Source organism: Streptomyces sp. B21-105 (genome assembly GCF_036898465.1).
In the GTDB taxonomy this organism is placed as follows: domain Bacteria; phylum Actinomycetota; class Actinomycetes; order Streptomycetales; family Streptomycetaceae; genus Streptomyces.
In genome coordinates this window covers 9,059,088-9,084,777 of sequence record NZ_JARUMJ010000001.1, presented here as the reverse complement: position 1 = coordinate 9,084,777, position 25,690 = coordinate 9,059,088, and the positions used below count along the sequence as shown (strand labels likewise).

The window sequence follows — 25,690 nt, the reverse complement described above, 5'->3', positions numbered from 1 at the left end:
AAGGGCCAGGACCACGGGCGTGGACGACAAGCACATGCAGATCGGCGAGGTCGCCGCACGGACCGAGTTGTCCCTGCGCACCATCCGGCACTACGAAGAGACCGGCCTGGTCATCCCCTCCGCCCGTTCGCAGGGCGGCTTCCGCCTTTACACCGAGGCCGACATCGCCCGCCTCATGGTCATCCGCCGCATGAAGCCCCTCGGCTTCACCCTGGACGAAATGCGCGACCTCCTGGACGCCACCGACCGCCTCGACTCCTACGAGCCGGCCGGCATCGACGAGCGGCAAGCACTCCTGGAGCGGATAGAGACCTACGAGCAGGCCGCCGCCCAGAAGATCGAGGACCTGCGCGTCCAACTGGCCCGCGCCGAAGACTTCGCCGCCACCCTCCGCGCCCGGCTCGGCACCGCCCGCCATGAGCAGGCCGCCCCGGCCTGAATCACCCGACAGCCAGCACGCCCAGCGCACGCCGGGCTCCCAGGCGGCCGCTGACAAGGCGGCTTCACGAGGTGTCAGCTCGGAGGCGCAACGTCAGCCCGTCCGGGCGGCGTTGTCACGTGGTTGGCTGTGACTGCCTGACGGCGCGTCGGGGCAGGGTGGGATTGGGAGCCGGCCTGCTCAGGTCGCGGTGGCAAGACCGGCGACGCCGGTGATCTGCTCCCAGATGGCGAAGCGGACGGTCATCTCGGCTCGGTAGTCGTGGGCGGGCATCAGATGGCGGCGGGGCCGGAAGTGGGGCGAGATGACAGCGCCGACGCTCCGCAGCGTGGACTGCTGGCCGAGCCGGCTTCCGCAGGTCTACTGGACCAGCGCGGCCCCGTCGGCGCAGGCCGAGTCGGCGGCCCCGGAGCCGGCGAGGTGGACGGTGGCGCCGGTCATGTCGCCGAGTGCGGGGAAGCAGTGTGCGCGGACGGCGTGAGAGCGGCGTTGATGTACGGCAGGAGTGGGGGCCTGAGTGAAACCCTGAAGTACAGCCGTACAGCCGGACGTTGATGGTGACGTGCTCGGAGAAATGATGGAATCAGGCACGCATTCAGCGGGCGCGAGGCGCCTGGGCGCCTCGCGCCCGCAGGGGGCCGCCACCGCTGCCCCTCGCAGGCCGAGGAGGAGCGGGCCGGAGGTCAGTGCGTACCCTGCCTCCCCCCGCCGGTCGGCCGCACGCGTCAGACCGTGGCGATCTGCCACTGCTGGTGTGTGGACCCGTTGTACGTTGCCTGCTCGATGTTGGCTCCGTCAGCGGTGGAGCCCGCGTTGACGGTGAGTGCCAGGCCGCTGAGCCGGTTGGTGAGGAAGTAGTAGCCGTCACCGGTGGGAGTGATGGCCCAGTGCTGCTGGGGGACGTTGTCGTCCGACCACAGGGCCACGTTCCCGCCCTCCGCCCGGGACAGGCCGGCGACTTCCATGAGTTTGCCGCTGTTGATGTTGCGGACCTCGTAGTAGCCGTCTCCGGTGGAGACGAGGGTCCACTTCTGGGCGCCGTTGTTCAGCCAGGGCCACTGCTGGATGTTGGTTCCGTTGGCGGTACCGAGGCTGTACACGTCGGCGACCTTGCCGCTATGCCTCGCGACCAGCCGGTAGACCGTGGAGGTACTGGGGAACAGCCGGGAGACCAGAGCAGGCTTGGCGGTCCTGCCACCGATCCTGACACCGCCCATATTGGCGTACCCGCCGGTGGCGGCGGTGGCCCGGATTCGGACGAAGCCCACGGAGCGCGCGGTCCACTCGGCCAGTTTCACCGTACGGTCGCCGGCCCAGTTGCCGGCGGCGACCTGGGTGAAGGTGACGCCGTCGGTGCTGGTGGAGATGGTGTACGAGGTGATGTCGCCGTCGGTGGAGTTGTTCCGGTTCCACTGTTTGGGCAGGTACTCGAGGCTGGAGACGTTGCTCCACACCCCGCCCAGGTCGATCGTGATCGAGTGCGGCAGCGACGTCGCGAGGCCCCAGGTGGACCAGCAGGTTTCGTAGCCGCGGTCACTGAGTCCGTCGATGGCGTTGAGCGGCCCCTCGCCGGTGCGGAAGGCGGTGGCGTAGGCGTTGACCGGTGTGACCGGGTGCTCGACGCGCAACGGCTGGGGGGGCAGCGCTGGGCGCGGATTCGGGCTCCAGGCCGCGCCGACCCCGGCGAGCCGGTTGACGATGTTGGTGTCGAGCCGGCCGTTGCGGTTGGGCGGGCAGTTGAGGATGAACGAGGTGTACTTCGTCTCAAGGTCGGAGAGATGCGACAGGATCGCCGACTGGCTCATCAGACCTTCGGTCGGGGTGGAGGGGTGCCAGAACCAGCCGTTGCTGATCGTCTGCCCCTGCATGCCGGCGTAGGTGTTGCCGGGTGGTGCCGTGACGCCGAGCGGCTCCTCGAAGTAGATGGCGTCCCCGAGCCAGGGGACGGACAGTGCCCCGTGGTCGATCATCACGATGTCGGGCTGAAGCGACCGCACGTGCTCACGTATCCGCTGGTACGAGAGGGCCTGCTGGCCCATCTGCCAGGCCCAGCCGTCGGTGATGAACACGTCGATCGTGCCGTAGTTCGTCAGCAACTCGGTGATCTGGTTCAGGACGAACGTCATGTCCTTGGGCTCGATCGCGTCACTTGTGTCGAGCCCGCTCACCCCGTGCCGGCTTTCCCATGCCTCGACGCTGAAGGTGCGGTCCCAGATCGAGTAGTAGAACCCGACCTTCAGACCCTGCGCCCGGAACGCGTCGCAGTACGCCTGCACGACATCGTGCTTGTAGCCGCTGTTGGCGACGCTCTGCGTGCTGTAGGCGGTCGGCCAGAGCGCGAAGCCGTCATGATGCTTGGTCGTCAGGACGCCATAGCTCATCTTCGCGGCCGCGGCCGCCGCGGCCCACTGCGCGCAGTCCACACTCGGGGGGGCGAACAGGGCGGGGCTCTGGTTCGGGGCCGCCCACTCCTCGTTGGTGAACGTTCCCAGGCTGAAGTGGTTGAACATGCCGAACCGCATGTCCACCAGCTTGCTCAGATTGGTCTGCGTATCCGCGGCGGCGGCCTGAGTGAGCAGGCGGGAGAAGCCGGGAACCACGGGCAGCGCGCTCGCGGCTGCAGCGGCGCCCGCAGCGCCCAGCAGGGTACGACGGGACAGTCTTCTTCCTGACGGCATGGGTGTACTCCCGGGTTTCGGGTGACTCTGATGTGTCGGGGTGAGGTGGTTTGGGCGACAGCCCGAGGACCTGCGGTCCCAAGGGCTTCAGGCGCGGCCCTCGCTCTGGGCTCCAAGTGCCGGATGTTACGCATGAAGTTCGATGACGTAACTGCTCCGTGTCAACAGGTAAGCGGATGAAAGTGCTCACCCAGGGAGAAACTTAGGCCCTTTTATTCACCTAAGCGACGGTTTATTCTGCCGTAGACATGCCATGTTTCGCAGAGAAGCGGGGCGCGATGCCTCGGAGGTGCCGCGCAGGTTCGGGTACGGCGCATTCGGCTGCGAAGGCGTCATCCGCGTCGTCGCCATCCGGCGGCGACACCTCGCTCGCCGTCGGCGGGCAGTCCCTCCTCCCGGTCCCCGCAGACCACCCTCGCCTCGCGGCCGACTGCGCCACCCTGCCCAGCCGCCGCGCCCCGCGGCACCAGGTGATGTGCGGCTGCCCCAGATCCACCGGGCGACGGCGCGAAGGCCATCCGGTGGTCGTCGTCAGTGGCGCCGGCCAGGAAGGGCAGCCCGTCGGAGTCCGACGGCTCACGGCGGCCTGACTCCGGCAGCACAAAAGCACCCAAAGGGTACGAGCGCAAGCGCCAGTGCATCACAGAAGCGCATCATTGATGGGATGGATTGACCTACAAGGGGTCGCCTGGCGAGGACCGCAAGATCAAACACCTACCTTGGTCAGGGGATTTTTCATCCCGCTCTAGACAGCACCACTGAGCGGCATCTATAAACATCCCATCTCTCCGCGGACGACACACAGTGGTCGCACCGGCGAAACAATCCCCCGCTCCGGGACCAGCGCGAGGAAGTACCGATGAGACTCAAGACCGCCCTCTGCACCACCGCCTCCGCCCTCTGCGCACTGGCGCTGCTCAGCGCCTGCAGCAGCGGCTCCACCACCGCGGCGTCGGCGAGTGGCACGCCGCTGGTCGGCGTCGACTACCCCCGCTCCGACACCGACTTCTGGAACTCGTACATCAAGTACACGCCCCAGTACGCCAAGGAGGTGGGCCTGGACCTGAAGACCACCAACTCGCAGAACGACGTCGCCAAGCTCACCGCCAACGCCCAGACCTTCATCAGCCAAGGCGTCAAGGGTCTCGCCATGGCCCCGCAGGACACCGCCGCCATCGCGCCGACGCTGGCGCAGCTGGAGGCGAAGAAGATCCCCGTCGTCGCCATCGACACCCGCCCCGACAGCGGCAAGGTGTTCATGGTCGTGCGCGCCGACAACCGCGCCTACGGCGAGAATGCCTGCCAGTACCTCGGCACCAAGCTCGGCGGCAAGGGCAAGGTCGTCATGCTCCAGGGCGGCCTCGACTCCATCAACGGCCGCGACCGCACCGAGGCGTTCAACGACTGCATGAAGAAGGACTACCCGGACATCAAGGTGTTCGGTGAGGCCACCAACTGGGACGGCGCCGTCGCCGCACAGAAACTCCAGACGCGTCTGACCCAGCACCCGGACATCAAGGGCATCTACATGCAGTCCAGCTTCGCCCTGTCCGGCACGCTCCAGGTCCTCAAGCAGAAGGGCCTGCTGGTCGACCCGAAGAACAAGAAGCACGTGTTCGTCGTCTCCAACGACGGCATCCCCGAGGAGCTCAAGTCGATCGCCGCGGGCAAGATCGACGCCACCGTCTCCCAGCCGGCCGACCTCTACGCCAAGTACGCCCTGTACTACCTGAAGGCCGCGATCGACGGGAAGACCTTCAAGCCCGGCAAGACCGACCACAACAGCACCATCATCCAGGTCCGTGACGGACTGCTCGAGGACCAGCTCTCCGCCCCGCTGGTCACGGCCGACGGCGGCACCTATGGCGGCGTGCCCAGCGTCAAGAGCGACGACACCTCCCTGTGGGGCAACAACCTCGGCTGACCTGCCCTGTTTCAGGCACCCAACGGCTAACGAGCACAAGGCGGTTGTGATGAGCGACGGGGAGCAAGCAGTCAGCCCCGCGCCCGCCCCGGCGGACGACGGACGGTCCCAGGTGGGCCCGCCCGTCGTCGAGGCGACGGGCATAGTCAAACGATTCGGTCCGACGGTGGCCCTCGACGGCGCCCGGATCACCATCAGGCCCGGCGAGACCCACGCGCTCGTCGGCCGCAACGGGGCCGGCAAGTCGACGCTCGTGTCGGTCCTCACCGGCCTGCAGGCCCCCGACGAGGGAACGGTCACCTTCGGCGGCAGCCCCGCACCCCGCCTCGCGGACCGCGACGCCTGGCGACAGCGCGTGGCCTGCGTCTACCAGAAGTCGACGATCATCCCCACGCTGACCGTAGCCGAGAACGTCTTCCTGAACCGGCACGACCACGGCCGCAGCCGGCTCATCAGCTGGCAGGGTGTGCGCCGGCGGGCGCAGGAGCTGCTGTCGACGTGGTCGGTGGACGTCGACCCGCAGACCCCGGCCGGCGATCTGAGCGTGGAGCAGCGGCAGTTCGTGGAGATCGCCCGGGCGCTGTCCTTCGGCGCCCGGTTCATCATCCTCGACGAGCCGACCGCCCAGCTCGACGGTGCGGCCATCAACCGGCTCTTCGACCGGATCCGCGACCTGCAGCGCCAGGGCGTGACCTTCCTGTTCATCAGCCACCATCTCCAGGAGGTCTACGAGATCTGCGACATGGTGACGGTGTTCCGCGACGCCCGGCACATCGTGACCGCGCCGGTCACCGAGCTCCCCCGCACCGAGCTGGTCGCCGCGATGACCGGCGAAGCGGCGATCGACCGGCTGCAGGCGCGGTCGAGCACCCTCGACCGCACCGCCACGCCCGCGCTGTCCGTGCAGGCGCTGGGCACTGAGGGCGCTTACAGCGATGTCACCTTCCAGGTGGGCGCCGGGGAGATCGTCGGACTCGCGGGTGCCGCCGACAGCGGTCGCACCGAGGTCGCCGAGACCGTCGTGGGCCTCAGGGCCGCCGAGACCGGCGAGGTGGAGATCGCCGGGCGTCGGCCCCGGCCGGGCAGTGTGCCCGCCGCCCTCGCCGCCGGCGCCGGATTCGTCCCCGAGGACCGCCACCACCAGGGATTCGTGCCCGGCATGTCGATCGCGGACAACGCCACGCTGTCCGTTCCCCATCGGCTCCGCTCGAAGGGGTTCCTCAGCCGCGGCCGACGGGACCGGCTGGCCGAAGGCATGATCGAATACCTGGCGATCAAGACGCCGGGACCCGATCTGCCCGTCTCCGCCCTCTCCGGCGGCAACCAGCAGAAGGTCGTCATGGCCCGCGCCCTGGCCGACGACCCGAAGCTGCTGGTCCTGATCAACCCGACCGCGGGCGTGGACGTGCGCTCCAAGGAGTTCCTCCTCGGCAAGGTCGAGGAGACCGCAGCGACCGGAACCGGAGTGCTCATCGCCTCCGACGAACTCGACGACCTGCGTATGTGCGACCGGGTCCTGGTGATGTTCCAGGGCCGAGTGACCTCAGAGATAGCCCGCGGCTGGCACGACCACGACCTCGTGGCCGTGATGGAAGGAGTGGACCTCAATGCCTGAAACCGTCCTCGCGGACACCGCCGCGGCCAAGGCCCCGGAGCCTCAGGCGAAGCGGACCGCGCTGCTCGGCGGGCGGGTACCCGTTGCCCGGCTGCGTGACCTCGCCCTCGTCCCGGCCATCGTGGTCATCGCGATCGTCGGCCAGATCGTCAACCCGGTCTTCCTGCAGGCCGACAACCTCATCAACGTCCTGCAGACCATGTCCGAGATGGCCCTGCTGGTCCTCGCCCAGGCGATGGTCCTGATCGTCAAGAAGATGGACCTGTCACTGGAGTCCACCATGGGCCTCGCGCCCGGCGTCGCGGCCTGGCTCGTGGTGCCCACCGGCGCGGGACACGGACTCGGACTGCTCCCCGGCGCCTGGGCCATCCCCGTCACGCTCGCCGTGGGCGCGCTCGTCGGCGTGATCAACGCCCTGCTGATCATCCGCTTCGGCCTCAACGGCTTCATCGTCACCCTCGGCATGCTGATCGTCCTGCGCGGCGTCCTCACGGGCATCTCCGGCGGCCAGACCTTCTTCCAACTGCCCGAGTCGATGCTCTACCTCGGCACCGCGCAATGGTTCGGGATGCCCGCCTCCATCTGGCTCACCCTCGCCCTGTTCGCCGTCGCGATCGTGGTCCTCGGCTGGACCAGCTTCGGGCGCTCGCTGTACGCCATCGGCGGCAACGTCGACGCGGCGAAGGCGGGCGGCATCCGTACCGACCGGGTGCTGTGGATCGTGATCGTCACCGGCAGCCTGCTCGCCGCCCTCGCCGGACTGCTGCTGTCCGGACGCCTGGCCTCGGTCGCCTCGGCGCAGGGCAACGGCTACATCTTCACCGTCTTCGCCGCCGCCGTCATCGGCGGGATCAGCCTGAACGGCGGCAAGGGCACCATGTTCGGCGCGTTCTGCGGCATCCTGCTGCTCTTCATGATCCAGAACGTGCTCACCCTGGCGGGCGTCCCCGCTCAGTGGATCGGCGCCCTCAACGGCCTGATCATCCTGGTCGCCCTCGCCATCTCCCGCATCACCGGCGGCAAGGTCCAGGAGTGATCCGGGCGGCCCCACCGGCCGCCCGATCCCGCCGCGTTCACGTCTCGTTGCAAGGGGACCGATTCCGCCTTGCCCCTCACAGGAGTTGCCGCCATGTCCTCCACCGTGCCCTCATCCGCCCGCATCACCGCCCTGGACGTCCTGGACGTGCGGTTCCCCACCTCCGAACACCTCGACGGCTCGGACGCGATGAACCCCGAACCCGACTACTCCGCCGCCTACGTGGTCCTGCGCACCGACGCCGGCGACGGACTGGAGGGCCACGCGCTCGCCTTCACCACCGGCCGCGGCAACGACGTGCAGGCAGCCGCCATCGCGGCCCTCGCCCCGCACGTGGTGGGCCTGTTCGTCGAGGAGGTCTGCGGCGACCTCGGGGCCTTCTCCCGATCGCTCGTGCACGATCCCCAACTGCGCTGGCTGGGCCCGGAGAAGGGTGCCATCCACATGGCCACCGGAGCGGTCGTCAACGCCGCCTGGGACCTCGCCGCCAAGCGCGCGGGCAAGCCCGTCTGGCAGTTCCTCGGCGAGATGTCGCCCGAGGACCTGGTCGCCCAGGTCGACTTCCGCTGGCTCAGCGACGCCCTGACCCCCGATGAGGCACTGGAGATCCTCAAGCGTGCCGAGCCCGGCCGCGCACAGCGCATCGGCCGCCTCCTCGACCATGGGTACCCCGCCTACACCACCACCCCCGGCTGGCTCGGCTACTCCGACGAGAAGCTGGCCCGCCTGGCCCGAGAGGCCGTCGCCGACGGCTTCACCCAGATCAAGCTGAAGGTCGGCGCGGACCTGGAGGACGACGTACGGCGGATGCGCGCCGCCCGCGAAGCGGTCGGCCCGGACATCCGCATCGCCGTCGACGCCAACCAGAGATGGGATGTCACCCCGGCGATCGACTGGATGCGCGCCCTGGCGCCGTACGACCCGTACTGGATCGAGGAGCCCACCTCCCCCGACGACGTCCTCGGCCACGCCGCCGTCCGCAGGGGCGTCAGCCCCATCAAGGTGGCCACCGGCGAGCACATCGCCAACCGGGTCGTCTTCAAGCAGCTCCTGCAGGCCGGCGCGGTGGACATCGTGCAGATCGACTCCGCGCGGGTCGGCGGCGTCAACGAGAACATCGCCATCCTGCTGCTCGCCGCGAAGTTCGGCGTGCCGGTCTGCCCCCACGCCGGCGGCGTGGGCCTGTGCGAGATGGTCCAGCACCTGTCGATGTTCGACTACGTCGCCGTCTCCGGCACGACCGAGGACCGCGTCATCGAGTACGTCGACCACCTGCACGAGCACTTCGTCGACCCCGTACGCATCGCAGACGGCCACTACCTCGCGCCGACCCTGCCCGGGCTGAGCGCGCAGATTCACCCCGAGTCCCTCAAGGAGTACACGTACCCCGACGGCCCCGTCTGGACCTCCCGTGTCTGACGCCCAGACCCTCGTCGACGCCCACCACCACGTGTGGGACCTGGACATCCGGCCGCAGGCCTGGCTGGACGAGCCCGCACACGAGCCCATCCGCCGCACCTTCGGCACCGACGACCTGGGCACGGCCGCGACCGCGACCGTGGCAGGCCGGCGGCTGGGGTGCACGGTGCTCGTCCAGTGCGTGACGTCGGTCGACGAGACACGCGAGTTCCTCACCCTCGCCGACAGTGACCCGCTCATCGGCGCGGTCGTCGGCTGGGCGGATCTCACGTCCCCGGCGATCGGCGACGTACTCGACGCACTGCGCGCCGGACCCGGCGGTGCCCACCTGCGGGCCGTACGTCACCTCGTCCAGGGGGAGTCCGATGCCGCCTGGCTGCAACAGCCTTCGGTGGAGCGGGGACTGCGGGCGGTGGGCGAACGGGGCCTCGGGTACGACCTGCTCATCCGCAGCCACCAGTTCCCCCAGGCGATCCGCCTGGCCGAACGCCTCCCCGGCCTTCCCCTGGTTCTCGACCACGCCGGAAAACCGCCCATCGCCCGGCAGGACCTGGACGACTGGGAGCGGGGCGTGCGGCGGCTGGCCGCGCATCCCCAGGTGCGGTGCAAGGTGTCGGGCCTGGCCACCGAGGCCGACCACGAGAAGTGGACCGTCGACGACATCCGGCCGGTGTGGGAGGTCCTGCTGGCGGCCTTCGGCCCCGACCGGCTGATGTTCGGCTCGGACTGGCCGGTCTGCGTCCTCGCCGGCGGCTGGAATCGGTGGGCCGCCACCGTCGAGGAACTCCTGGCCGGCTGCTCCGCCGCCGAGACCGAGGCGGTCCTCGCCGGTACCGCCACCACGTTCTACCGCCTCGACCCCGCTCGAAGGAAGGAGGGCACTCCATGCTGCTGACCGAACTCCTGCACCCGGGCATCCTCGAAGCCCTGGCGGGAGCCGGGCACGGAGCCCGGGTCCTGCTCGCCGACGGCCACTACCCGGCGAGTACGGCCACCGGCCCGCGAACCAGGACCGTCCATCTCAACCTGGCGCCGGGTCTGCTGGACGGCACCACCGTGCTCGACGTCCTGCTGCGGGCTCTGCCCGTCGAGTCGGCGCACGTGATGGTGCCGCCCGAGGGCGAGCCGGAGCCGCCGGCCATCGCCGAGTACCGCTCGATGCTGGCGCCCGTCCCCGTCGAGGCGCTCGGCCGCTTCGAGTTCTACGACGCCGCCCGCTCACCCGACCTGGCCCTCGCCGTCGTCACCGCCGACATCCGCACCTACGCCAACCTGCTGCTCACCATCGGCGTCCGCGCTGAAGGGACCCTGAGAACACGATGACACTCGCAGTCCGCTACCTCGCCGCCCGCACCCTGGACACCGCGCCCGCCGAGAGCGCGCCCCCCGGACCCGGCCAGGTGGAGATCGCCCCCGCCTATGTCGGTATCTGCGGCACCGACCTGCACATCTTCCACGGCGACATGGACGCCCGGGTCGTCGTGCCCGCCGTCCTCGGGCACGAGATGTCCGGCCGGATCGTGCGGGTGGGTGCAGGAGTGGAGGGCTGGTCGCCGGGGGACGCGGTCACCGTGATGCCGCTTAGCTGGGACGACACCTGCCCGGCCTGCCAGGCGGGGCACCGGCACATCTGCCAGCACCTGGACTTCATCGGCATCGATTCCCCCGGCGCGATGCAGCAGCGCTGGGCCGTGCCCGCCACGACCCTCGTACGGCTGCCCGGCTCCCTCCCCCTGGACCACGCCGCCCTCGTGGAGCCCACCGCGGTCGCGGTGCACGACGTCGGCCGGGCCCAGGTCTGCGACGGCGAGAAAGCCGTCGTGGTCGGCGGCGGCCCCGTCGGCATCCTCATCGCCCTGGTCGCCCGGGCAGCCGGAGCCGACGTCCGGGTGGTCGAGCTGAGCCCTCACCGGCGGCGGCTCGCCGAGGAGCTGGGGCTGGCCACCTGGGACCCGGGCGCCGACGACATGCCCGAGCTGGTCCGGCAGTGGACCGGCGACGCCGGCGCGGACGTCGCCTTCGAAGTCTCCGGCGCGCAAGGCGGAGTGGACACCGCCGTCGAGGTTCTCGGCGTGCGCGGCCGGTTGTGCCTGGTAGCCATCCACGCCCGCCCGCGCGAGGTGAACCTCCACCGCTTCTTCTGGCGTGAACTCACGCTCGTAGGCGCCCGCTTGTACGACCGTGCCGACTTCGAGCGGGCCGTGACCCTGGTGGCCGACGGCACCATTCCGGCCGAGCGGCTGATCAGCAAGGTCGTGCCGCTCACCGAGGCGCCCGCGGCCTTTGAGGCCCTGGAGGGCGGCGGCGACGTGATGAAGATCCTCGTGGACTGCACCGACGACGCCCAGGGAGCCATCCAGTGAACGCCTTCGACCTGACCGGCAGGCTTGCCGTCGTCACCGGTGCCCGCCGCGGCATCGGCCGGGCCATGGCCCGTGCCCTCGCTGGCGCCGGCGCGGACATCATCGGGGTCAGCGCCAACCTGGAGGAGACCGGCAGCGCGGTGGAGAAGGACGTCCTCGCCGCGGGGCGCACGTTCGAGGCGATCCGCACCGACTTCGCCGACCCCGAGGCCGTACGGGCCCTGGGGGCGGACCTGGCCGGGCGCGAGCGGACGGTGGACATCCTGGTCAACAACGCAGGCACGATCCGCCGCGCCCCGGCCGCCGAACACCCCGACGCAGACTGGGAGTTGGTGCTCCAGGTCAACCTCACCGCGCAGTTCGCGCTGACCCGAGCCGTCGGCGGGGCGATGGTGGCCCGCGGCCAGGGAAAGGTCATCTTCACTGCTTCGCTGCTCAGCTACCAGGGCGGCATCACCGTCCCCGGCTACACCGCCGCCAAGCACGGCGTCGCCGGCCTGACCAAGGCCCTGGCCAACGAGTGGGCGCCGCACGGCGTCAACGTCAACGCCATCGCGCCCGGCTACATCGCCACCGACAACACCCAGGCCCTGCAGGACGACCCCGTCCGCAGCAAGGCGATCCTGGACCGTATCCCGGCCGCACGCTGGGGCAGTGCCGACGATCTCGCGGGCGCCACGGTGTTCCTCGCCTCGGACGCCGCCGCCTACGTCCACGGCACCGTTCTGCCCGTCGACGGCGGATGGCTCGGCCGATGAGTAACACCGACCTGGCCTGTCTGCTGGACGGCGCCCGCGTCATGCCGGTGCTGACCGTGCCCTCCGCCGCGGCCGCCGGCCCGCTGGCCGACGCGCTCGCGGCGGGCGGTGCCCGGTGCGCCGAGGTCACCTTCCGCACCCCCGACGCCGAGCAGGTACTCAAGACCATGGCCGCCCACGGCGGGCTGACCGTCGGCGCCGGTACGGTCCTCACGCCCGAGCAGGTGGCCCGTGCCGTGGCGGCCGGGGCCCGTTTCGTCGTCTCCCCCGGCTTTGACGAGGCGGTCGTCGCCACATGCCGCGAGCTGGGAGTGCCCGTGGTGCCTGGCATCGCCTCCGCCACCGAGCTGATGCGCGCCCTGCGGGCCGGCCTCGACACCGTCAAGCTCTTCCCGGCCGAACCGCTGGGCGGCATCCCGGTGCTGCGCGCCCTCGCGGCACCCTTCCCCCAGGTGCGGTTCGTGCCGACGGGCGGCATCGACGCTGCCCGCCTGCCTGCCTACCTCGCCGCCCCGGCGGTCCTCGCCGTCGGCGGCAGCTGGATGGCCACCGCTGCCCATCTGGAGCGGGGCGAGTACGGGGAGATCCGCCGGCTGACCGCCGAGGCCGTGCACGGGAGCGCGACGTGACCGACGTGGTGGCCCTCGGCGAGGTGATGCTCCGCTTCGACCCGGGAGAGGGCAGGATCCGCACCGCTCGCACCTTCCAGGTCTGGGAAGGCGGCGGCGAGTACAACGTCGTACGCGGGCTGCGTCGCTGCTTCGGCCTGCGTACGGCCGTGGTGACCGCCCTCGCCGACAACCAGGTGGGTCGGCTGGTCGAGGACCTGATCCTCCAGGGCGGTGTCGCCACCTCCATGATCCGCTGGGCGCCCGCGGACGGCATCGGCCGCGGCGTGCGCAACGGCCTGAACTTCGTCGAGCGCGGCTTCGGCATCCGGGGCGCACTGGGCGTCAGCGACCGCGAGGGCACGGCCGTCTCGCAGCTGCGCAAGGGGGACGTCGACTGGGACGCGGTCTTCTCCTCGGGTCCGCGCTGGTTCCACACCGGCGGCGTCTTCGCCGGTCTGTCGGACACCACCGTGGACGTCGCGGAGGAGGCCATGGCGGCCGCGCGGCGGCACGGTGTGACGGTCTCCTACGACCCCAACTACCGCCCCAGCCTCTGGGCCGGCCGGGGCGGCGCCGACGCCGCCCGCGAGGTCGACCTGAGGCTCGCCCGCCACGCCGACATCGTCGTGGGCGCCCTGGGCCTGGCCGGACCGTACCCAGGGGCGCTGCGGGTCGAGGCGGACGAGGTGCAGGACGCGCTCGCAGAGGTCGCGGGACGCCTGCCCCAAGCCGAGGTGCTGGCGACGACCGTGCGCGCGGTGCCCTCGGCCGGGGTGAACGACTGGTCCTCGGCCGCCTGGTCGGCCCGGACCGGCTGCGTGCGTGGCCCCGACATGCCCGGCCTGCACGTCCTGGACCGCATCGGCTCCGGCGACGCGTTCGCGGCCGGACTGATCTACGCAGTTCTGACCGGCGGCGACCAGGAGGGCGGCTCGACGGCTCGCGCCAGGCCCGCGGCGAACCTCGATACCGCCGGCCTGCACCGCGCTCTGGCCTACGGCACCGCCCACGGCGCACTGGCCATGACCACGCCCGGTGACGTCTCCATGGCCTCACTCGCCGAGGTCGAGGCGCTCATGGCAGGCGGCTCGGCCGCCGTCAGACGATGACCGGCCCCTCGGACGCCGTACCGAACCGGAACACCAGAGGAGCACAGGTGACACCTCGGACCATGGGACACCGCAAGATCACGAACACCTCCGTCGACCTCACGGAACTCGGCTTCGGGGCCTCCGTGATCGGCAATCTCTACCGTGTCACCCCTCCACACGACGCGCAGGCCGCGATCGAGGCGGCCTGGGAGGCCGGTGTCCGGTACTTCGACACGGCGCCGCACTACGGGCTCGGCCTCTCCGAGCGACGCCTGGGAGCCGCCCTGCGGGACCGTCCACGCGACGCGTACGTCGTCTCCTCCAAGGTCGGCCGCCTGCTCGTCCCCAACGAACAGCCGCGCGGCATCGACGACGCGGGCTTCGTCGTCCGCGACGACCTGCGCAGACAGTGGGACTTCAGCCGTGACGGAGTGCTCCGCTCCATCGAGGCGACCTTGGAACGCACCGGCCTGGACCGCCTGGACGTCGTCTACCTGCACGACCCCGACGACCACTGGAGGCAGGCCGCCGAGGAGGCCATGCCCGCACTGGCGGAACTACGCGATCAGGGGATGATCGGCGCGATCGGCGCCGGCATGAACCAGTCGGCCATGCTCGCCCGCTTCCTGCGTGAGACCGCAGCCGACGTGGTGATGCTCGCGGGGCGCTACACCCTCCTCGACCAGTCCGCCGTCGACGACGTCCTGCCCGCCGCGCAAGCACTCGGCAAGAGCGTGGTGGCCGTGGGGGTGTTCAACTCAGGACTGCTCTCCCGCGACCGCCCCGCCGAGGGCATGAAGTACGACTACCAGGACGCCCCGGCCGATCTGGTCACCCGCGCTCTGGCGATCGCCGAGGTCTGTGCCGCGCACGGCACGAGCCTGCCGACCGCCGCGATCGCCTTCCCTCTCACGCATCCCAATATCATCAACGTCACCCTCGGTATGCGGAACCCGGAACAGGTAGTACGGAACGCGGAACTCCACCGCCGGCACATCCCCGACGGCCTCTGGGACGATCTCCGCGCCCAGGGGCTGATCAGGCCGGACGTGCCCACGGCGAAAGATCCCGGCAGGAGTTCGCAGTGTCTCTGACGGACAAGGCCATAGCGCAGATCCGCGAGATGATCCGATCGGGTGCGCTGCCTGCGGGCTCGAAACTGCCGCCCGAGCCGGACCTGGCGGCCCAGCTGGGTCTGTCCCGCAACCTGGCCCGCGAGGCGGTCAAGGCCCTGGCCGTCGCGCGGGTTCTGGAGGTCCGGCGGGGTGACGGCACGTACGTGACCAGCCTGCAGCCGAGCCTGCTCCTGGAAGGTTTGGGCGGTGCTGTGGAACTCCTGCAGAGCGACTCCGCCGCCCTGCAGGACCTCATGGAGGTACGACGACTCCTCGAACCGGTCGCCACCGCCCTGGCCGCCACCCGGATCAGCGACGCTCAGCTTGCCAAGATCAAGCACCACCTCGACGCCATGCGCGAGTCCCGCGACGAGCCCGGGCAGCTCACCGCACATGACGTCGCCTTCCACCACGCGGTCGTCTCCGCCACCGGCAACGAGACCCTGCTCACCCTCCTGGAGGGCATCTCCGGCCGCACCCTGCGCGCCCGCATCTGGCGCGGCCTGGTCGACACCCAGGTCCCGGGCCGCACCCTCGCCGAACACGAGGCGATCTTCAACGCCCTGTCCACCCGCGACGCCTCCCTCAGCCAGGCCGCCGCACTGCTCCACGTGAGCAACACCGAACAGTGGCTCACAGAACACCTGCGCTCCGGCGAGGCTCACGACCACCTCGGATCGAAGAGTTAAAGATCAAGGCCAGACGCCGTCTGCAATCTTCCGTCCCGCCCTACGGCACGGACGGAAGATAAGGAGATCTTGGCCATGTTCGCCGGCACCTCGCCCGCGCCGGGTACGTTCACCTGGGTGGTGAAGTCGTCCGAGGAGAAGGCCCCAGCGACGTCCGCCACCTTGAAGCCGGTGGACTTGTACACCTGGGTGATCCCCGCGTTGGCGGCCTTGACCAGGGGTGCCGACTCCTTGGCGGCCTGCTGCCCCTCTGCGCCCAGCAACCAGGCCCCCAGGAACGGGTTGTGGTACGTCGAGCCCACGAACTGGGTGTCCTTCGCGCCCGCGTTGCGCAGCGCGCCCGAGATCCGGGCGAGATTCTTCGCCATGGTCTGGCTCGCGCTGTTCAGGCACGCCCCGTCGAGGGTGCCGGCCGGGCTGGCGCAGTTGAGGAGGATGTCGTTGGCGCCCACGCTGAGGGTGACGTAGGCGACCTTGCCCTTGTGCTGGGCCATGGCCTGCAGGGCGGCGTCCAGTTGGGACTTGGCGTTCGGGTAGTCGCACTTTCCGCCGTTGATCAGAGACTCGGTGGTCTCAGCGGTGCAGCCGAGGCGTATGTGCTTCAGTCCGGGGGTGCAGCCAGCCGCGCATCCTCGGCTTCAGCGCAGCCGCCGCCCGCTCCACCCCGCCTTCCAGGCCGGTAGCGGCAGTCAGCCGGCCGGTAGCGACGGGATACGCATCCTCGCCGGGATGCGCAGGGTGTCGGGCGGGTTGCCCGGGCCGGGCCGGGGCTCCCGTCCGCGGGACGGCGGCTCACTGTCTTCGGCGATCATGCGCTCATATTCTTGAAATGGCGGCCGGGCGCGGCAGCGCGGACCGCGTATCAGGTGGCGGCTGTGTGCAGGGCTGAGCTACGGCGGTGTTCGGCGTGGAGGCGCTGGGCTTCCTCGAGCTGGTCCTCGAGGACGATGATGCGGCACGCGGCCTCGATGGGGGTTCCCTGATCGACGAGTTCCCGGGCGCGGGCGGCAATGCCCAGCTGGTAGCGGGAGTAGCGTCGGTGTCCGCCCTCGGAGCGCAGCGGGTGATCAGCCGGTGTTCACCGATGGCGCGCAGGAAGCTCTGGGTGGTGCCAGGCATGTCGGCCGCCCGGCCCATGGTGTAGGCGGGGTAATCGTCGTCGTCGAGTCGGCTGAAGGTGTCGTCTGCTGTCATCTGACCTCTCTGTAAAACGGGTGGAGGGCGAACGCGTCGAGGGCCCTGGCGCCGTGCGGCGCCAGGGCCCGAAGGAACTGCTTCACCATCTGCCGGCCCTACTTCTGTGCCGGCCTTCTGTCACCGCACACCCGACCGAAACACTGTCGGGGATGCTGGGATCGCGGTTGCTCGACCGGAGACCACCTCACTATCGATGTCCTGCGGTACCCGGACTCAAGACTTCCGCCCGGGCGATCCTGATGGCGCCCAATTCCTCCGTTCATTCCCTCATTGCTGGTACTGCTGGTGATGCGACCTGCTCAGTGGCCTGTCACAGCGCCACTCTTCGGCAGCCAGCCCCGGTTCGCCTTTCCTGCATCTGCTCTGGCTTGGAACCCCACTGCCGAACCTCCCGGTGCGCGCGCCCGCAGCCGACGCCTTCACCGAGGTACCACTCACTGACTTCACTGCTGGGTACTGCGAACTGCACCTACACAACTGCCACTGCGTACTGCTCACGGCGGCCCCTGATCACTGCGGGCCACCCGGTCCGGTTGTCAGTCCCGTCACCGTCCTGCAACAACCCTGGCTCCGGAACTCCACCACCGCACCGTCCTGCGCACTGCAACTACGGACTACTGCCAGGCAGTTCGTGTCTGCCAGGCCCTCTGTCTCTCTGGCCTACGAGAGAAACCATAACCACACCACTGCCCAATGTCTACTCCAGCCAACACAGATTTTCTGCGTGTCCGACGGGGAGGTAATCGGCCTCAGTAGGGCGACGGGCCGAGGGGGCGCGCTGTCGGCTACTAGGGGTGGCGACTGGTGCCGTGTCCACCGAGGCCGTCGGACAGGGCGATGCGGGCCGTGACGTGCTTGCCGACCGGCTCCTGCTCGGTGAACAGGGCTTCGGTGACGGCCTTGACGATCTCCAGGCCGTGCTGGCCGATCCGGTCGGGATCGGCGGCCCGGGCAGCGGGCACGGTCGGGTCGCTGTCCCACACGACAACGTCCACGGCGCGGGCGTTGATGCCCAGTTCCAGCAGGACCGGGCCGGGAGCGTACTTGAGGGCGTTGGTGACCAGCTCGCTGACCACCAGTTGGGTGAGGTCCCTCGCGCGAGCGGGCACGGGCAGGTGATGGTCGGTCCGGGCCTTGTCGAGGAAGGCGACGGCGTGGTGGCGGGCTTCGGCGATGGAGCCGTCGTACCCGCTCAGGGCGTAGCCGGCGCGCATCAGGTATCCGTTCGCGGCCTTACAGCCGTCACCGTCGGCATGGGATCCCACTGGCCTCGCCCTCATTCCCCGTACACGAGTGCGCGAGTACCCACTCTCCTTGCATACATGGCAGAGGCACGTTGTTCGGCAGGCACCAGGGTGCATTCCGCCGTGGCGGTGGGGCAGAATCATCCGCGCACGCCCTGCCCGGGCCTGCCTAGGCGCAGTCGAGGAGACGGTGAGCAGCATCCAGAAGGAAGACCGGCCGGGCCGGTTCTCCGTCAGGCCCGCAGTGGTCGACGGCGTCCTCATTGTGACCGTGCACGGCGAGATCGACCGCAACGTCAAGGACGCTCTCGGCCAGGCGCTGGCCTTGGGGGACGGTATGACGCCGCCCCTGCGGATCGTGGCGGATCTCAGCGGTGTGACCTTCATGGACTCCAGCGGGATCAACGTCTTCATCACCGCCCACCTGAGAGTGAGCCAGGCGCAAGGGTGGCTGCGCATCGCCGGCGCTCAGGAGTCCGTCCTGCGTGTGCTGCAGATGGTCGGCGTCGACACCGTCATTCCATGCCACCTCACCGTGGAGCAGGCGTTGAACGCCTGACTGCCCCTCATCGGGCCCGGTCCATGGCCTCTGTATGAGGCTTGCGTCGCTGCGCCGCCGGGTCCAGAGCCTGGCCCAGCGGCTCCGGTGCGCGGGTGGCGGAAGTACAAGGTCTGCGAGGCGAACGAGGCGGCCGTGGGCGCGGTTGGCTCCCTGGCCGCTCCCACCGGTCTACTCGGCGACGATGGCCTCCTGCGGCACACCGGCCGCACCACCACCCTCACCCGGCCGGCCAGCTCATCGGTCGCCGGGCCACTCGCCCGGAGCGGCGCGGGTCATCCATGGACGGTCCGGTCGTTCTCCGCCGGCAGCCGGGAGACGCTGAACGTCACTTCTGGTGGAACCCGAGTGGTGGCAGTCGGCGTCGCCCGCGATGCCTCCGGCCGGTGGGGCCACCCCGCACGCTGGTGCCACGCCAGCTCCGACCTCTCCCCCGCCTGACGTCGCCGCCGCACTCAGTGACTTGTGCAACCGTGATGCGAGGGTTTGCGTGGGGTCAAGTTTCTGGGGTAGGTGAACGCCCTTAACGGGGTTGCTCAGGACAAGGCGGCGGCATGGGGCCAGTGGTGCACGAAGACGAGGATCAGTCGCTGGTCGGCCGTCCCCTACGGTCCGCAGTCTCCCTGGAGGGTGGGGAGCGGATCGGTGAGGCCCGGGATGCGGCCCGCCGTTTCATGACCGAGGTACAGGCCGTTCACGGGATCCCGGTGTCGGAGCGTGCGATGGGCCTGGCGGAGCTGGTCGTCAGCGAGCTGGTGACCAACGCGCACAAGTACGCGCCCGGCCCGTGCCTGCTGGATCTGGAGGTCAACGACAGGGCCGTGGAGATCAGCGTTTGGGACAGCAATCCTGCCCTGCCGGTACCCCGGGAAGCCGATCCGAACCGGATCGGCAAGCACGGCCTGGAGATCGTGATGGCCGTGTGCCGCAGCTTCGAGATCCGCCGCGAGCCGGTGGGCAAGCGCCTCAAAGCCGCGATCGTGCTGGCCGACGATCCCGGCGGGCACCCCGCAGGCCGCCTGATGTTACCGGCCCGGTTACCGGGCTGCTTCTCCACATCCGGTGCTGCACCTCAGTGCCCTGATGCTGCGGCACGGGCGCGGCGGCCCGGCCGACGCGCAACCGGCTGAGCGCGCCCCGATCCCCGGGCGTCCGCGCCGCCCATCCCGCCCTCCCCCACCTGGCGCGGCGCATGAGCAGCAGCGAGCTGACCTTGGGAGCGGTGCTGGCGCACCTGGAGGAACAAGAACGCGAGATCGCCGCGCAGGCCGAGGCCACGCGGGGACGCATCGCGGAAACTCACCGCACAGCTGGCGAAGTTCGACCAGGTCGCCGAGGAGGTCCGCATCACCCGCAAGACCCTGCTGGCACTGCCCGACCCATCTCCGCCGTCTCCACCGACGCCGCCGGCCGCGACGCTGCCGGACCACCCGGCCTACCAGCAGATCATGGCGGTGTTTGCCGCGACCCACACCCCGCTGCGGGCGCGAGCGGTCTGCGAGGCAATGGACCTGGAGATCACGCCCAGCAACGTCAACAACGTCCGGCTGAAGCTCAAGCGACTGGTCGACCGCGGAATCCTCCTCGAGCCCGAGCAGGGATTGTTCACCCAGCCGCGGCCATAGCCGCCCGAGAGGCCACCACCAGCCCGGCAGCCCCAGCTGCCGACCCGAAAAAGGGCAGCACGTCACCTACCCGCCCTCTGGGGCGTGTTCGTGCTCCGAATGCGCAACCGAGCCCGCTGGGGAACTACGTCCAGGCGACGGCCACTACGGCTGCGGCGGCCGTGAACGTCCCCACGCCGTAGAAGGCCCACGGTTGCTTGTTGCGCATGCCCGTCACCGCTGTCGCCGCAATCAGGACGTCCAAGCCCAGCTTCACCCACATCTTTGCGGTGTCCACCGGCAGGTCCAGGGATATGCGGGTCCAGATGAGTCCCGCGCCCGTGACCAGTTGGACGACCGTGCTGCTGACCATGTAACTGCCGGTCACCGGGTCCTTCCCGCGCAACTGGAAGAACAGGCCACCCATGATCGCTGCGAACCCGAAGAGGTGGAAGACAAGGAACACATACCTAACGATCTCCATGCCGGTGATCGTTCCACAGGGGCAGAACAAATTGACGATCTTTTACACGGAACTCGACCACGACCTTCTCACCCCCGCGACCGCCACCGCCCTGGCCGACGATCTCGACGGTGACCACTCCCCGGGCAAATCCGACCGGCCCTGCCCGGGCACCTTCCGCCACCTGGCGATCGTCGTAGACGAGAGACCGTCCTGCCAACCCGCGGCCTGTGTGAAGCCCTTGAACTCGGGCTACTGCCGAAGAACGTCGAAGGCACCCACTCCAAGCTCAAGCGCCTCGTCGCCCGCCGCATCCCCACCGAGACCGAACCCGGATTGTTCACTCAGGATCAGCTATAGGGCACCCCGCGCCTCCGCAACCAGCTCGCCTCACCCAACACAACCCCCGAAACGGGCATCGAGTCACTTACCGTCCTCTGAACCGGAGGCTTCATGGACAGGGCCGTGTGAGACTGCGGTGCTCGACAACGCCGCCTCCGAAGAACCAGTCGAACTTCCCACCGATGCGCTCGGCCTCGAGTTGTTTCGCCGGACCCATGTGGGGCGCACCTTCTGGTGCGGGGTGGGATGGCGATCGCGCCCACCGGCGGGATTGCGCAGCAGGCCATAGGGGAAGTCTCTGTCCCGCGGACCGTCGACCGACATCCGTTCTCCGAGGGCAGCAAAAACTTCAGGGATGGAGTTGATGCACGTGGAACGACGCATGTCGGTTGCCACGCACTGGGGCAGCTTTATCGCGGTGGTCGATTCCGGCCGGCTGGTGCGAATTGAGCCGAGGGGTGATGACACGGCGCCGTCACCTATCGGCCCCGGAATGGTGACAGCCGCCGACGACAACGCTCGCGTGCTGCGCCCCGCGGTACGCAAAGGCTGGCTGAACGGCCTGCCCCGTGTCCACGACACGGCCAGAGGCGCGGACGCCTTCGTGGAGGTGAGCTGGGACGACGCGATCACGCTGGTGAGCGATGAACTGCGTCGAGTTCGTTCACAGCACGGAGACAGCGCGGTGTTCGGCGGATCTTACGGCTGGGCGAGTGCGGGCGGCTTCCACAACGCACAAGGTCAACTCCAACGGTTTCTGGCATTGGGCGGGGGATACACCGACTCTCGCAACACGTACAGCACCGCAGCTTTGGAGGTCGTCCTCCCCCATGTGATCGGCGGGCATCCGTGGAGCTACCAGTCCCGGATGCCGATGTGGCAGGAGATCGCCGAGAACTGCGAGCTCGTCGTGGCCTTCGGAGGGCTGGCCCTCAAGAACAGCCAGATCAACCCCGGGGGGCTGGCCAGGCATCAGACGCAGAACCTGCAGCGCCGGTGCCGTGAGGCCGGGGTGCGGTTCGTCAACGTCAGTCCCATCCGCAGCGACGTCGCCTGCTTCCTCGACGCCGAGTGGTTGCCCGTCGTCCCCAACACCGACACCGCCGCGATGCTCGGCATCGCCCACACGATGCTGGTCAACGGGTGGCACGACGAGGACTTCCTCCGCCGGTGCTGCGTCGGCTTCGACCGCTTCGCCTCCTACCTCGGCGGTGAGTTCGACGGCATCCCCAAGGACGCCGCCTGGGCAGCGGAGATCACGGGCATCAGCCGCGGCGCGATCACCGACCTCGCCCGCCGCCTGGCCACCCGGCGTTCCCTCATCATGGTCAACTACGCGGTGCAACGGGCGGACCACGGCGAACAACCGATCTGGATGTCTGTCGTGCTGGCCGCCATGGCGGGCTCCATGGGCCGGCCCGGCAGCGGCTGGGGCGCAGGTTACGCGACGATGGACGCGACCGGTGTCGCCCCGGGCCGCCCTTCCGTGGCGGCAGTGCCCAAGGTCTCCAACCCCGTGGCGGACTTCATTCCGGTCGCGAGGATCGCCGACACCCTGCTGCACCCGGGGAAGACCATCGACTACGACGGCCGGCGCCTCACGTTGCCCGAGCTCCGCCTGATCTACTGGTGCGGAGGCAACCCGTTCCACCACCATCAGGACCTGCATCGATTGACCCGCGCCTGGCAGACCCCTGACACGGTGGTGGTCCACGAAGCCTGGTGGAACACCACGGCCAAGTTCGCTGACATCGTCCTGCCCGTCGCCACCACCTTGGAGCGCGACGACTTCGCCGCGGGATTCTGCGACCCCCACCTCGTTGCGATGCCGAAGGTCCGCGAGCCGGAGGGCGAGTCGCGCACTGACCACCAGATCTTCGCCGCCCTCGCCTCCCGGCTCGGATACGAGCAGGAGTTCACCCAGTCGCGTTCCGAGCTCGAATGGGTCCGGCACCTTTACGAGCAGACGAGGTCCGAGCTCGGCGGCGATGCCGCCTTGCCTGATTTCGACGACTTCTGGCGGAACTCCACCGCTGCCCTGCCGGCGTTGACCGGACCGTTCCCCGGCAGCTTCGAGGCGCTCCGCTCAGATCCACAGCGTTTCCCCCTGCCGACTCCGTCGGGCCGGATCGAGATCTTCTCCGAGGAGATCGACTCGTTCGGCTACGACGACTGCGCCGGGCATCCGACGTGGTACGAGCCGGTGGAGTGGCTTCATGCTGACCTGTCGGCCCGGTTCCCGCTGCACCTGATCTCGAATCAGCCCGCCGCACGCCTGCACAGCCAGTACGACAACGGTGGCCACAGCCTCAGTTCGAAGATCCACGACCGTGAGCCCGTGACGATCAACCCGTCGGACGCCGCGTCGCGCGGCATCGAGAGCGGCATGATCGTACGCGTCTACAACGATCGGGGCGGCTGTCTGGCGGGCGCGGTCCTGTCGGACGACGTCATGGCAGGCGTCGTGCAACTGTCCACGGGAGCGTGGTGGGATCCGGTCCGGCCGGGCCTGAGCGGAACACTGGACCGCCACGGCAATCCGAACGTGCTCACGGCGGATCGACCGTGCTCGCGCCTGTCCCAGGGGCCGAGTGCACTCAGTGCGCTGGTCGATGTGGAGCGCTACGACGATCCACTTCCCGAGATGCAGGCGTTCTCACCGCCAGACCTCGAACATTGACACGAAACCCTCTTCCCTCTGCGTGCACGCCTCGTGGTCCGCCACCGTCACGTGCACGGCAGGTCGGCCCAGGCCGCCGAGAGACAGGCCCTCCACGAGCCCGTTTGTGCCTGAGTGACGGAGTGAATACCGTACGTGTTCGTGACTGCACTTCAAGACCTCAAGTACGCCCAGTGGTTCAGGGGCGCCGACGTCGACGGCGACGGGTTTATCACCCATCGGGATGTTCGCATGATGAGCGAGCGCTATATCGGTGCCCGTAGCGTCGCGCCGGACTCGACGACCGCCCGTATGCTCGCCGACGGGATGGACGGGTTCTGGACCAACGTCATCGCCCCCATGGACCAGGACGGCGACGGGAAGGTCGACCTGCGAGAGATGACCGAAGGATTCAGACGGGTCCTGACCGACCCAGCGCTGTATCCGGAACAGATCGAGCCGGTGACCAACTGCTTCTTCGACCTGGTCGATCTCAACGCGGACGGCAAGATCGATCAAGCCGAGTTCAAGCAGATGTTCGGCGCGGTCGCCGGTGTTCCCGGCGAGGACTGCGCCGCGGTCTTCGCCGCTCTGGACCAGGACGGCTCCGGTGCGTTGGACCGCGCCGAGTTCCACCAGGCGGTCACGGAGTTCTTCTACGGCAACGACCCCAACGCTCCTGCCAACCACCTGTTCGGCAGGATCGCCGGCTGACGGTCCCACCACGCCGGCGGAGAAGGCCGGCAAGAAGCGGTACTTCCGGGAACTGGCCGGCAGCCCGGTCGGCATATACCTGGTAAGCATTGCGCCGGCCGGGCGCCCCCTCTGCGGCGAGGGCGGCGCACGCCTCCAACACCGCACAGTGGACGCTGAGCGGCGCGGTGACCCGCACCGTGAAGCCCTTCCCGACCGAAGGGCCGCGCGGGTCTGCGACGGGTACACGGCAGCGGTGAGCTGACGCCGACTCAGTGGAGGACGCACGTACCGGACGCACCGTACCGGAAGGTGCACGCGACTGAGGGGCGTTTGGCCGATGCCCTGATCAGAGGGGCTATTGATCAATCCCCTCGACCGTCGGCCTCGATCGGGCCGTGGCGCGGGCAACCCCTTCCGCCGGCGTCTCAATCCTCCGCGCCTTTGCGGAACCTTTGCCCGGGGGTGAACGTTGATCAAATGAGCATGCATGACCCGACGAATACCGAGGTGACGTCAAATGGCAATGTTCGACCGGCTCAAGGACCAGGCCAAGCAGCTGCAACAGCAGGTCCAGGGCGGCGGCCACGGCGCGGCCGGAGGCCATGGCGGTCACGGCAGCCACGGGGGCCATGGCGCCCCGGCGGCCGGCGGTTCGCACGGCAGCTCGCGGGGCGGTTCGAAGGCCCAGCTTGTGGGCCTGCTCAAGACACAGCTCGGCTCCCTGAAGACGGAGCTGAAGAGCGGTGCGTACCGGGACGCCAGCATGGCGATGTGCGCCCTGGTCGCGGCGGCGGACGGGCATGTGGACGCCGCCGAGCGCCAGCAGATGGAGTCGATGATCCTCAGCAACGACGTGCTGCAGAACTTTCCGCCGGACCAGCTGCGCCAGCGCTTCAACCGGCATGTGGACCAGCTCACCCGCAACTTCCCGCAGGGCAGGGCCGAGGCCCTGCAGGAGATCGCCAAGGCCGCGAAGAAGCCTACCGAGGCCCGCGCGGTCGTCCAGACCGGGATCGTCATCGCCGGCGCCGACGGCCACTTCTCCCAGGCGGAACAGGCGATCCTCCGGGAGGCCTGTGGTGTGCTGGGCGTGTCGCCGGCGGAGTTCCAGCTCTGACCACGGCCCGACAGCCGTAGCCGTGGCCCAGCCACAGCCACAGCCACACCGCCGGCACAGCCCCGGGGTCC

23 protein-coding genes and 2 pseudogenes are annotated in these 25,690 nt (G+C 69.3%); 19 read left to right on the top strand and 6 right to left on the bottom strand.

The annotated features are described in order from the left end of the window. Positions 1–19: 19 nt before the first annotated feature. Entirely contained in the window at positions 20–439 is a 420-nt protein-coding gene (locus QA802_RS40695; RefSeq protein WP_334534046.1) for a MerR family transcriptional regulator, read from the top strand. Positions 440–619: 180 nt separating this feature from the next. On the opposite strand, the pseudogene QA802_RS40690 reads toward QA802_RS40695, so the two are convergent. Then, a pseudogene (locus QA802_RS40690) lies at positions 620–745 on the bottom strand (IS6 family transposase); the annotation flags it as partial. Between the two features lie 419 nt (positions 746–1,164). Next, positions 1,165–3,117 carry an alpha-L-fucosidase gene (locus QA802_RS40685; RefSeq protein ID WP_334534043.1) on the bottom strand — a complete coding sequence of 651 codons (1,953 nt, stop codon included), beginning with the start codon at positions 3,115–3,117 and terminating at the stop codon, positions 1,165–1,167. Positions 3,118–3,976: 859 nt separating this feature from the next. Here QA802_RS40685 and QA802_RS40680 point away from each other — a divergent pair. The 12 genes from QA802_RS40680 to QA802_RS40625 all read left to right on the top strand — a co-directional run bounded on the left by QA802_RS40680 (position 3,977) and on the right by QA802_RS40625 (position 15,738). Further along, a complete protein-coding gene (locus QA802_RS40680; protein WP_334534040.1) occupies positions 3,977–5,041 on the top strand; it encodes a sugar ABC transporter substrate-binding protein in 1,065 nt (354 codons plus the stop codon). Between the two features lie 49 nt (positions 5,042–5,090). Continuing rightward, positions 5,091–6,656: a sugar ABC transporter ATP-binding protein gene (locus QA802_RS40675; protein WP_334534037.1), complete on the top strand. Its 1,566-nt coding sequence runs from the start codon at positions 5,091–5,093 to the stop codon at positions 6,654–6,656. Beyond that, the gene (locus tag QA802_RS40670; protein ID WP_334534034.1) at positions 6,649–7,692 is read left to right on the top strand and encodes an ABC transporter permease; all 1,044 of its coding nucleotides are present in this window, start codon (positions 6,649–6,651) and stop codon (positions 7,690–7,692) included. The genes QA802_RS40675 and QA802_RS40670 overlap by 8 nt, the downstream gene beginning before the upstream one ends. A gap of 93 nt (positions 7,693–7,785) precedes the next feature. Then, positions 7,786–9,111 (top strand): L-fuconate dehydratase, encoded by a 1,326-nt coding sequence (locus QA802_RS40665; RefSeq protein ID WP_334534032.1) that lies wholly within the window; start codon positions 7,786–7,788, stop codon positions 9,109–9,111. After that, the gene (locus QA802_RS40660; RefSeq protein WP_334534029.1) at positions 9,104–10,006 is read left to right on the top strand and encodes an amidohydrolase family protein; all 903 of its coding nucleotides are present in this window, start codon (positions 9,104–9,106) and stop codon (positions 10,004–10,006) included. The genes QA802_RS40665 and QA802_RS40660 overlap by 8 nt, the downstream gene beginning before the upstream one ends. Beyond that, positions 9,997–10,434 carry an RbsD/FucU domain-containing protein gene (locus QA802_RS40655; protein ID WP_334534026.1) on the top strand — a complete coding sequence of 146 codons (438 nt, stop codon included), beginning with the start codon at positions 9,997–9,999 and terminating at the stop codon, positions 10,432–10,434. The genes QA802_RS40660 and QA802_RS40655 overlap by 10 nt, the downstream gene beginning before the upstream one ends. Beyond that, complete coding sequence (locus tag QA802_RS40650; protein ID WP_334534022.1) at positions 10,431–11,474, top strand: zinc-dependent alcohol dehydrogenase; 1,044 nt, start codon at positions 10,431–10,433, stop codon at positions 11,472–11,474. The genes QA802_RS40655 and QA802_RS40650 overlap by 4 nt, the downstream gene beginning before the upstream one ends. Continuing rightward, positions 11,471–12,232, top strand: coding sequence for an SDR family oxidoreductase (locus QA802_RS40645; RefSeq protein ID WP_334534020.1), 762 nt, complete (start codon positions 11,471–11,473; stop codon positions 12,230–12,232). Before QA802_RS40650 ends, QA802_RS40645 begins: the two co-directional genes overlap by 4 nt. Then, positions 12,229–12,861: a bifunctional 4-hydroxy-2-oxoglutarate aldolase/2-dehydro-3-deoxy-phosphogluconate aldolase gene (locus tag QA802_RS40640; protein ID WP_334534017.1), complete on the top strand. Its 633-nt coding sequence runs from the start codon at positions 12,229–12,231 to the stop codon at positions 12,859–12,861. The genes QA802_RS40645 and QA802_RS40640 overlap by 4 nt, the downstream gene beginning before the upstream one ends. Next, entirely contained in the window at positions 12,858–13,952 is a 1,095-nt protein-coding gene (locus QA802_RS40635; protein ID WP_334534014.1) for a PfkB family carbohydrate kinase, read from the top strand. The genes QA802_RS40640 and QA802_RS40635 overlap by 4 nt, the downstream gene beginning before the upstream one ends. Before the next feature lie 62 nt (positions 13,953–14,014). Then, complete coding sequence (locus tag QA802_RS40630) at positions 14,015–15,028, top strand: aldo/keto reductase (protein ID WP_334535192.1); 1,014 nt, start codon at positions 14,015–14,017, stop codon at positions 15,026–15,028. After that, complete coding sequence (locus QA802_RS40625) at positions 15,019–15,738, top strand: FadR/GntR family transcriptional regulator (protein ID WP_334534011.1); 720 nt, start codon at positions 15,019–15,021, stop codon at positions 15,736–15,738. The genes QA802_RS40630 and QA802_RS40625 overlap by 10 nt, the downstream gene beginning before the upstream one ends. On the opposite strand, the gene QA802_RS40620 is transcribed toward QA802_RS40625, so the two are convergent. From QA802_RS40620 to QA802_RS40610, 3 genes and pseudogenes are all read right to left on the bottom strand, one after another. Then, complete coding sequence (locus tag QA802_RS40620) at positions 15,735–16,232, bottom strand: hypothetical protein (protein WP_334534008.1); 498 nt, start codon at positions 16,230–16,232, stop codon at positions 15,735–15,737. The genes QA802_RS40625 and QA802_RS40620 overlap by 4 nt on opposite strands. Before the next feature lie 368 nt (positions 16,233–16,600). Continuing rightward, positions 16,601–16,932, bottom strand: a pseudogene (locus QA802_RS40615) (helix-turn-helix domain-containing protein). A gap of 791 nt (positions 16,933–17,723) precedes the next feature. Further along, positions 17,724–18,200, bottom strand: coding sequence for an ATP-binding protein (locus tag QA802_RS40610; RefSeq protein ID WP_334534005.1), 477 nt, complete (start codon positions 18,198–18,200; stop codon positions 17,724–17,726). 169 nt (positions 18,201–18,369) lie between these two features. On the opposite strand from QA802_RS40610, the gene QA802_RS40605 reads away from it, so the two are divergent. The 3 genes from QA802_RS40605 (at position 18,370) to QA802_RS40595 (ending at position 20,363) form a co-directional block, all read left to right on the top strand. Next, the gene (locus QA802_RS40605; RefSeq protein WP_334534003.1) at positions 18,370–18,738 is read left to right on the top strand and encodes an STAS domain-containing protein; all 369 of its coding nucleotides are present in this window, start codon (positions 18,370–18,372) and stop codon (positions 18,736–18,738) included. 566 nt (positions 18,739–19,304) lie between these two features. Next, a complete protein-coding gene (locus tag QA802_RS40600; protein ID WP_443042247.1) occupies positions 19,305–19,868 on the top strand; it encodes an ATP-binding protein in 564 nt (187 codons plus the stop codon). A 318-nt stretch (positions 19,869–20,186) separates the two neighbouring features. After that, on the top strand, positions 20,187–20,363 hold the full coding sequence (locus QA802_RS40595; RefSeq protein WP_334533997.1) for a hypothetical protein: 177 nt from the start codon (positions 20,187–20,189) through the stop codon (positions 20,361–20,363). 124 nt (positions 20,364–20,487) lie between these two features. On the opposite strand, the gene QA802_RS40590 is transcribed toward QA802_RS40595, so the two are convergent. Continuing rightward, a complete protein-coding gene (locus QA802_RS40590) occupies positions 20,488–20,826 on the bottom strand; it encodes a hypothetical protein (protein ID WP_334533992.1) in 339 nt (112 codons plus the stop codon). A 676-nt stretch (positions 20,827–21,502) separates the two neighbouring features. Here QA802_RS40590 and QA802_RS40585 point away from each other — a divergent pair. From QA802_RS40585 to QA802_RS40575, 3 genes are all read left to right on the top strand, one after another. Then, positions 21,503–23,827: a molybdopterin-dependent oxidoreductase gene (locus QA802_RS40585; protein ID WP_334533989.1), complete on the top strand. Its 2,325-nt coding sequence runs from the start codon at positions 21,503–21,505 to the stop codon at positions 23,825–23,827. A 141-nt stretch (positions 23,828–23,968) separates the two neighbouring features. Further along, positions 23,969–24,520, top strand: a complete 552-nt coding sequence (locus QA802_RS40580) for an EF-hand domain-containing protein (RefSeq protein WP_334533987.1) — start codon at positions 23,969–23,971, stop codon at positions 24,518–24,520. A 499-nt stretch (positions 24,521–25,019) separates the two neighbouring features. Next, positions 25,020–25,619 (top strand): tellurite resistance TerB family protein, encoded by a 600-nt coding sequence (locus tag QA802_RS40575; protein WP_334533984.1) that lies wholly within the window; start codon positions 25,020–25,022, stop codon positions 25,617–25,619. Positions 25,620–25,690: the final 71 nt, after the last annotated feature.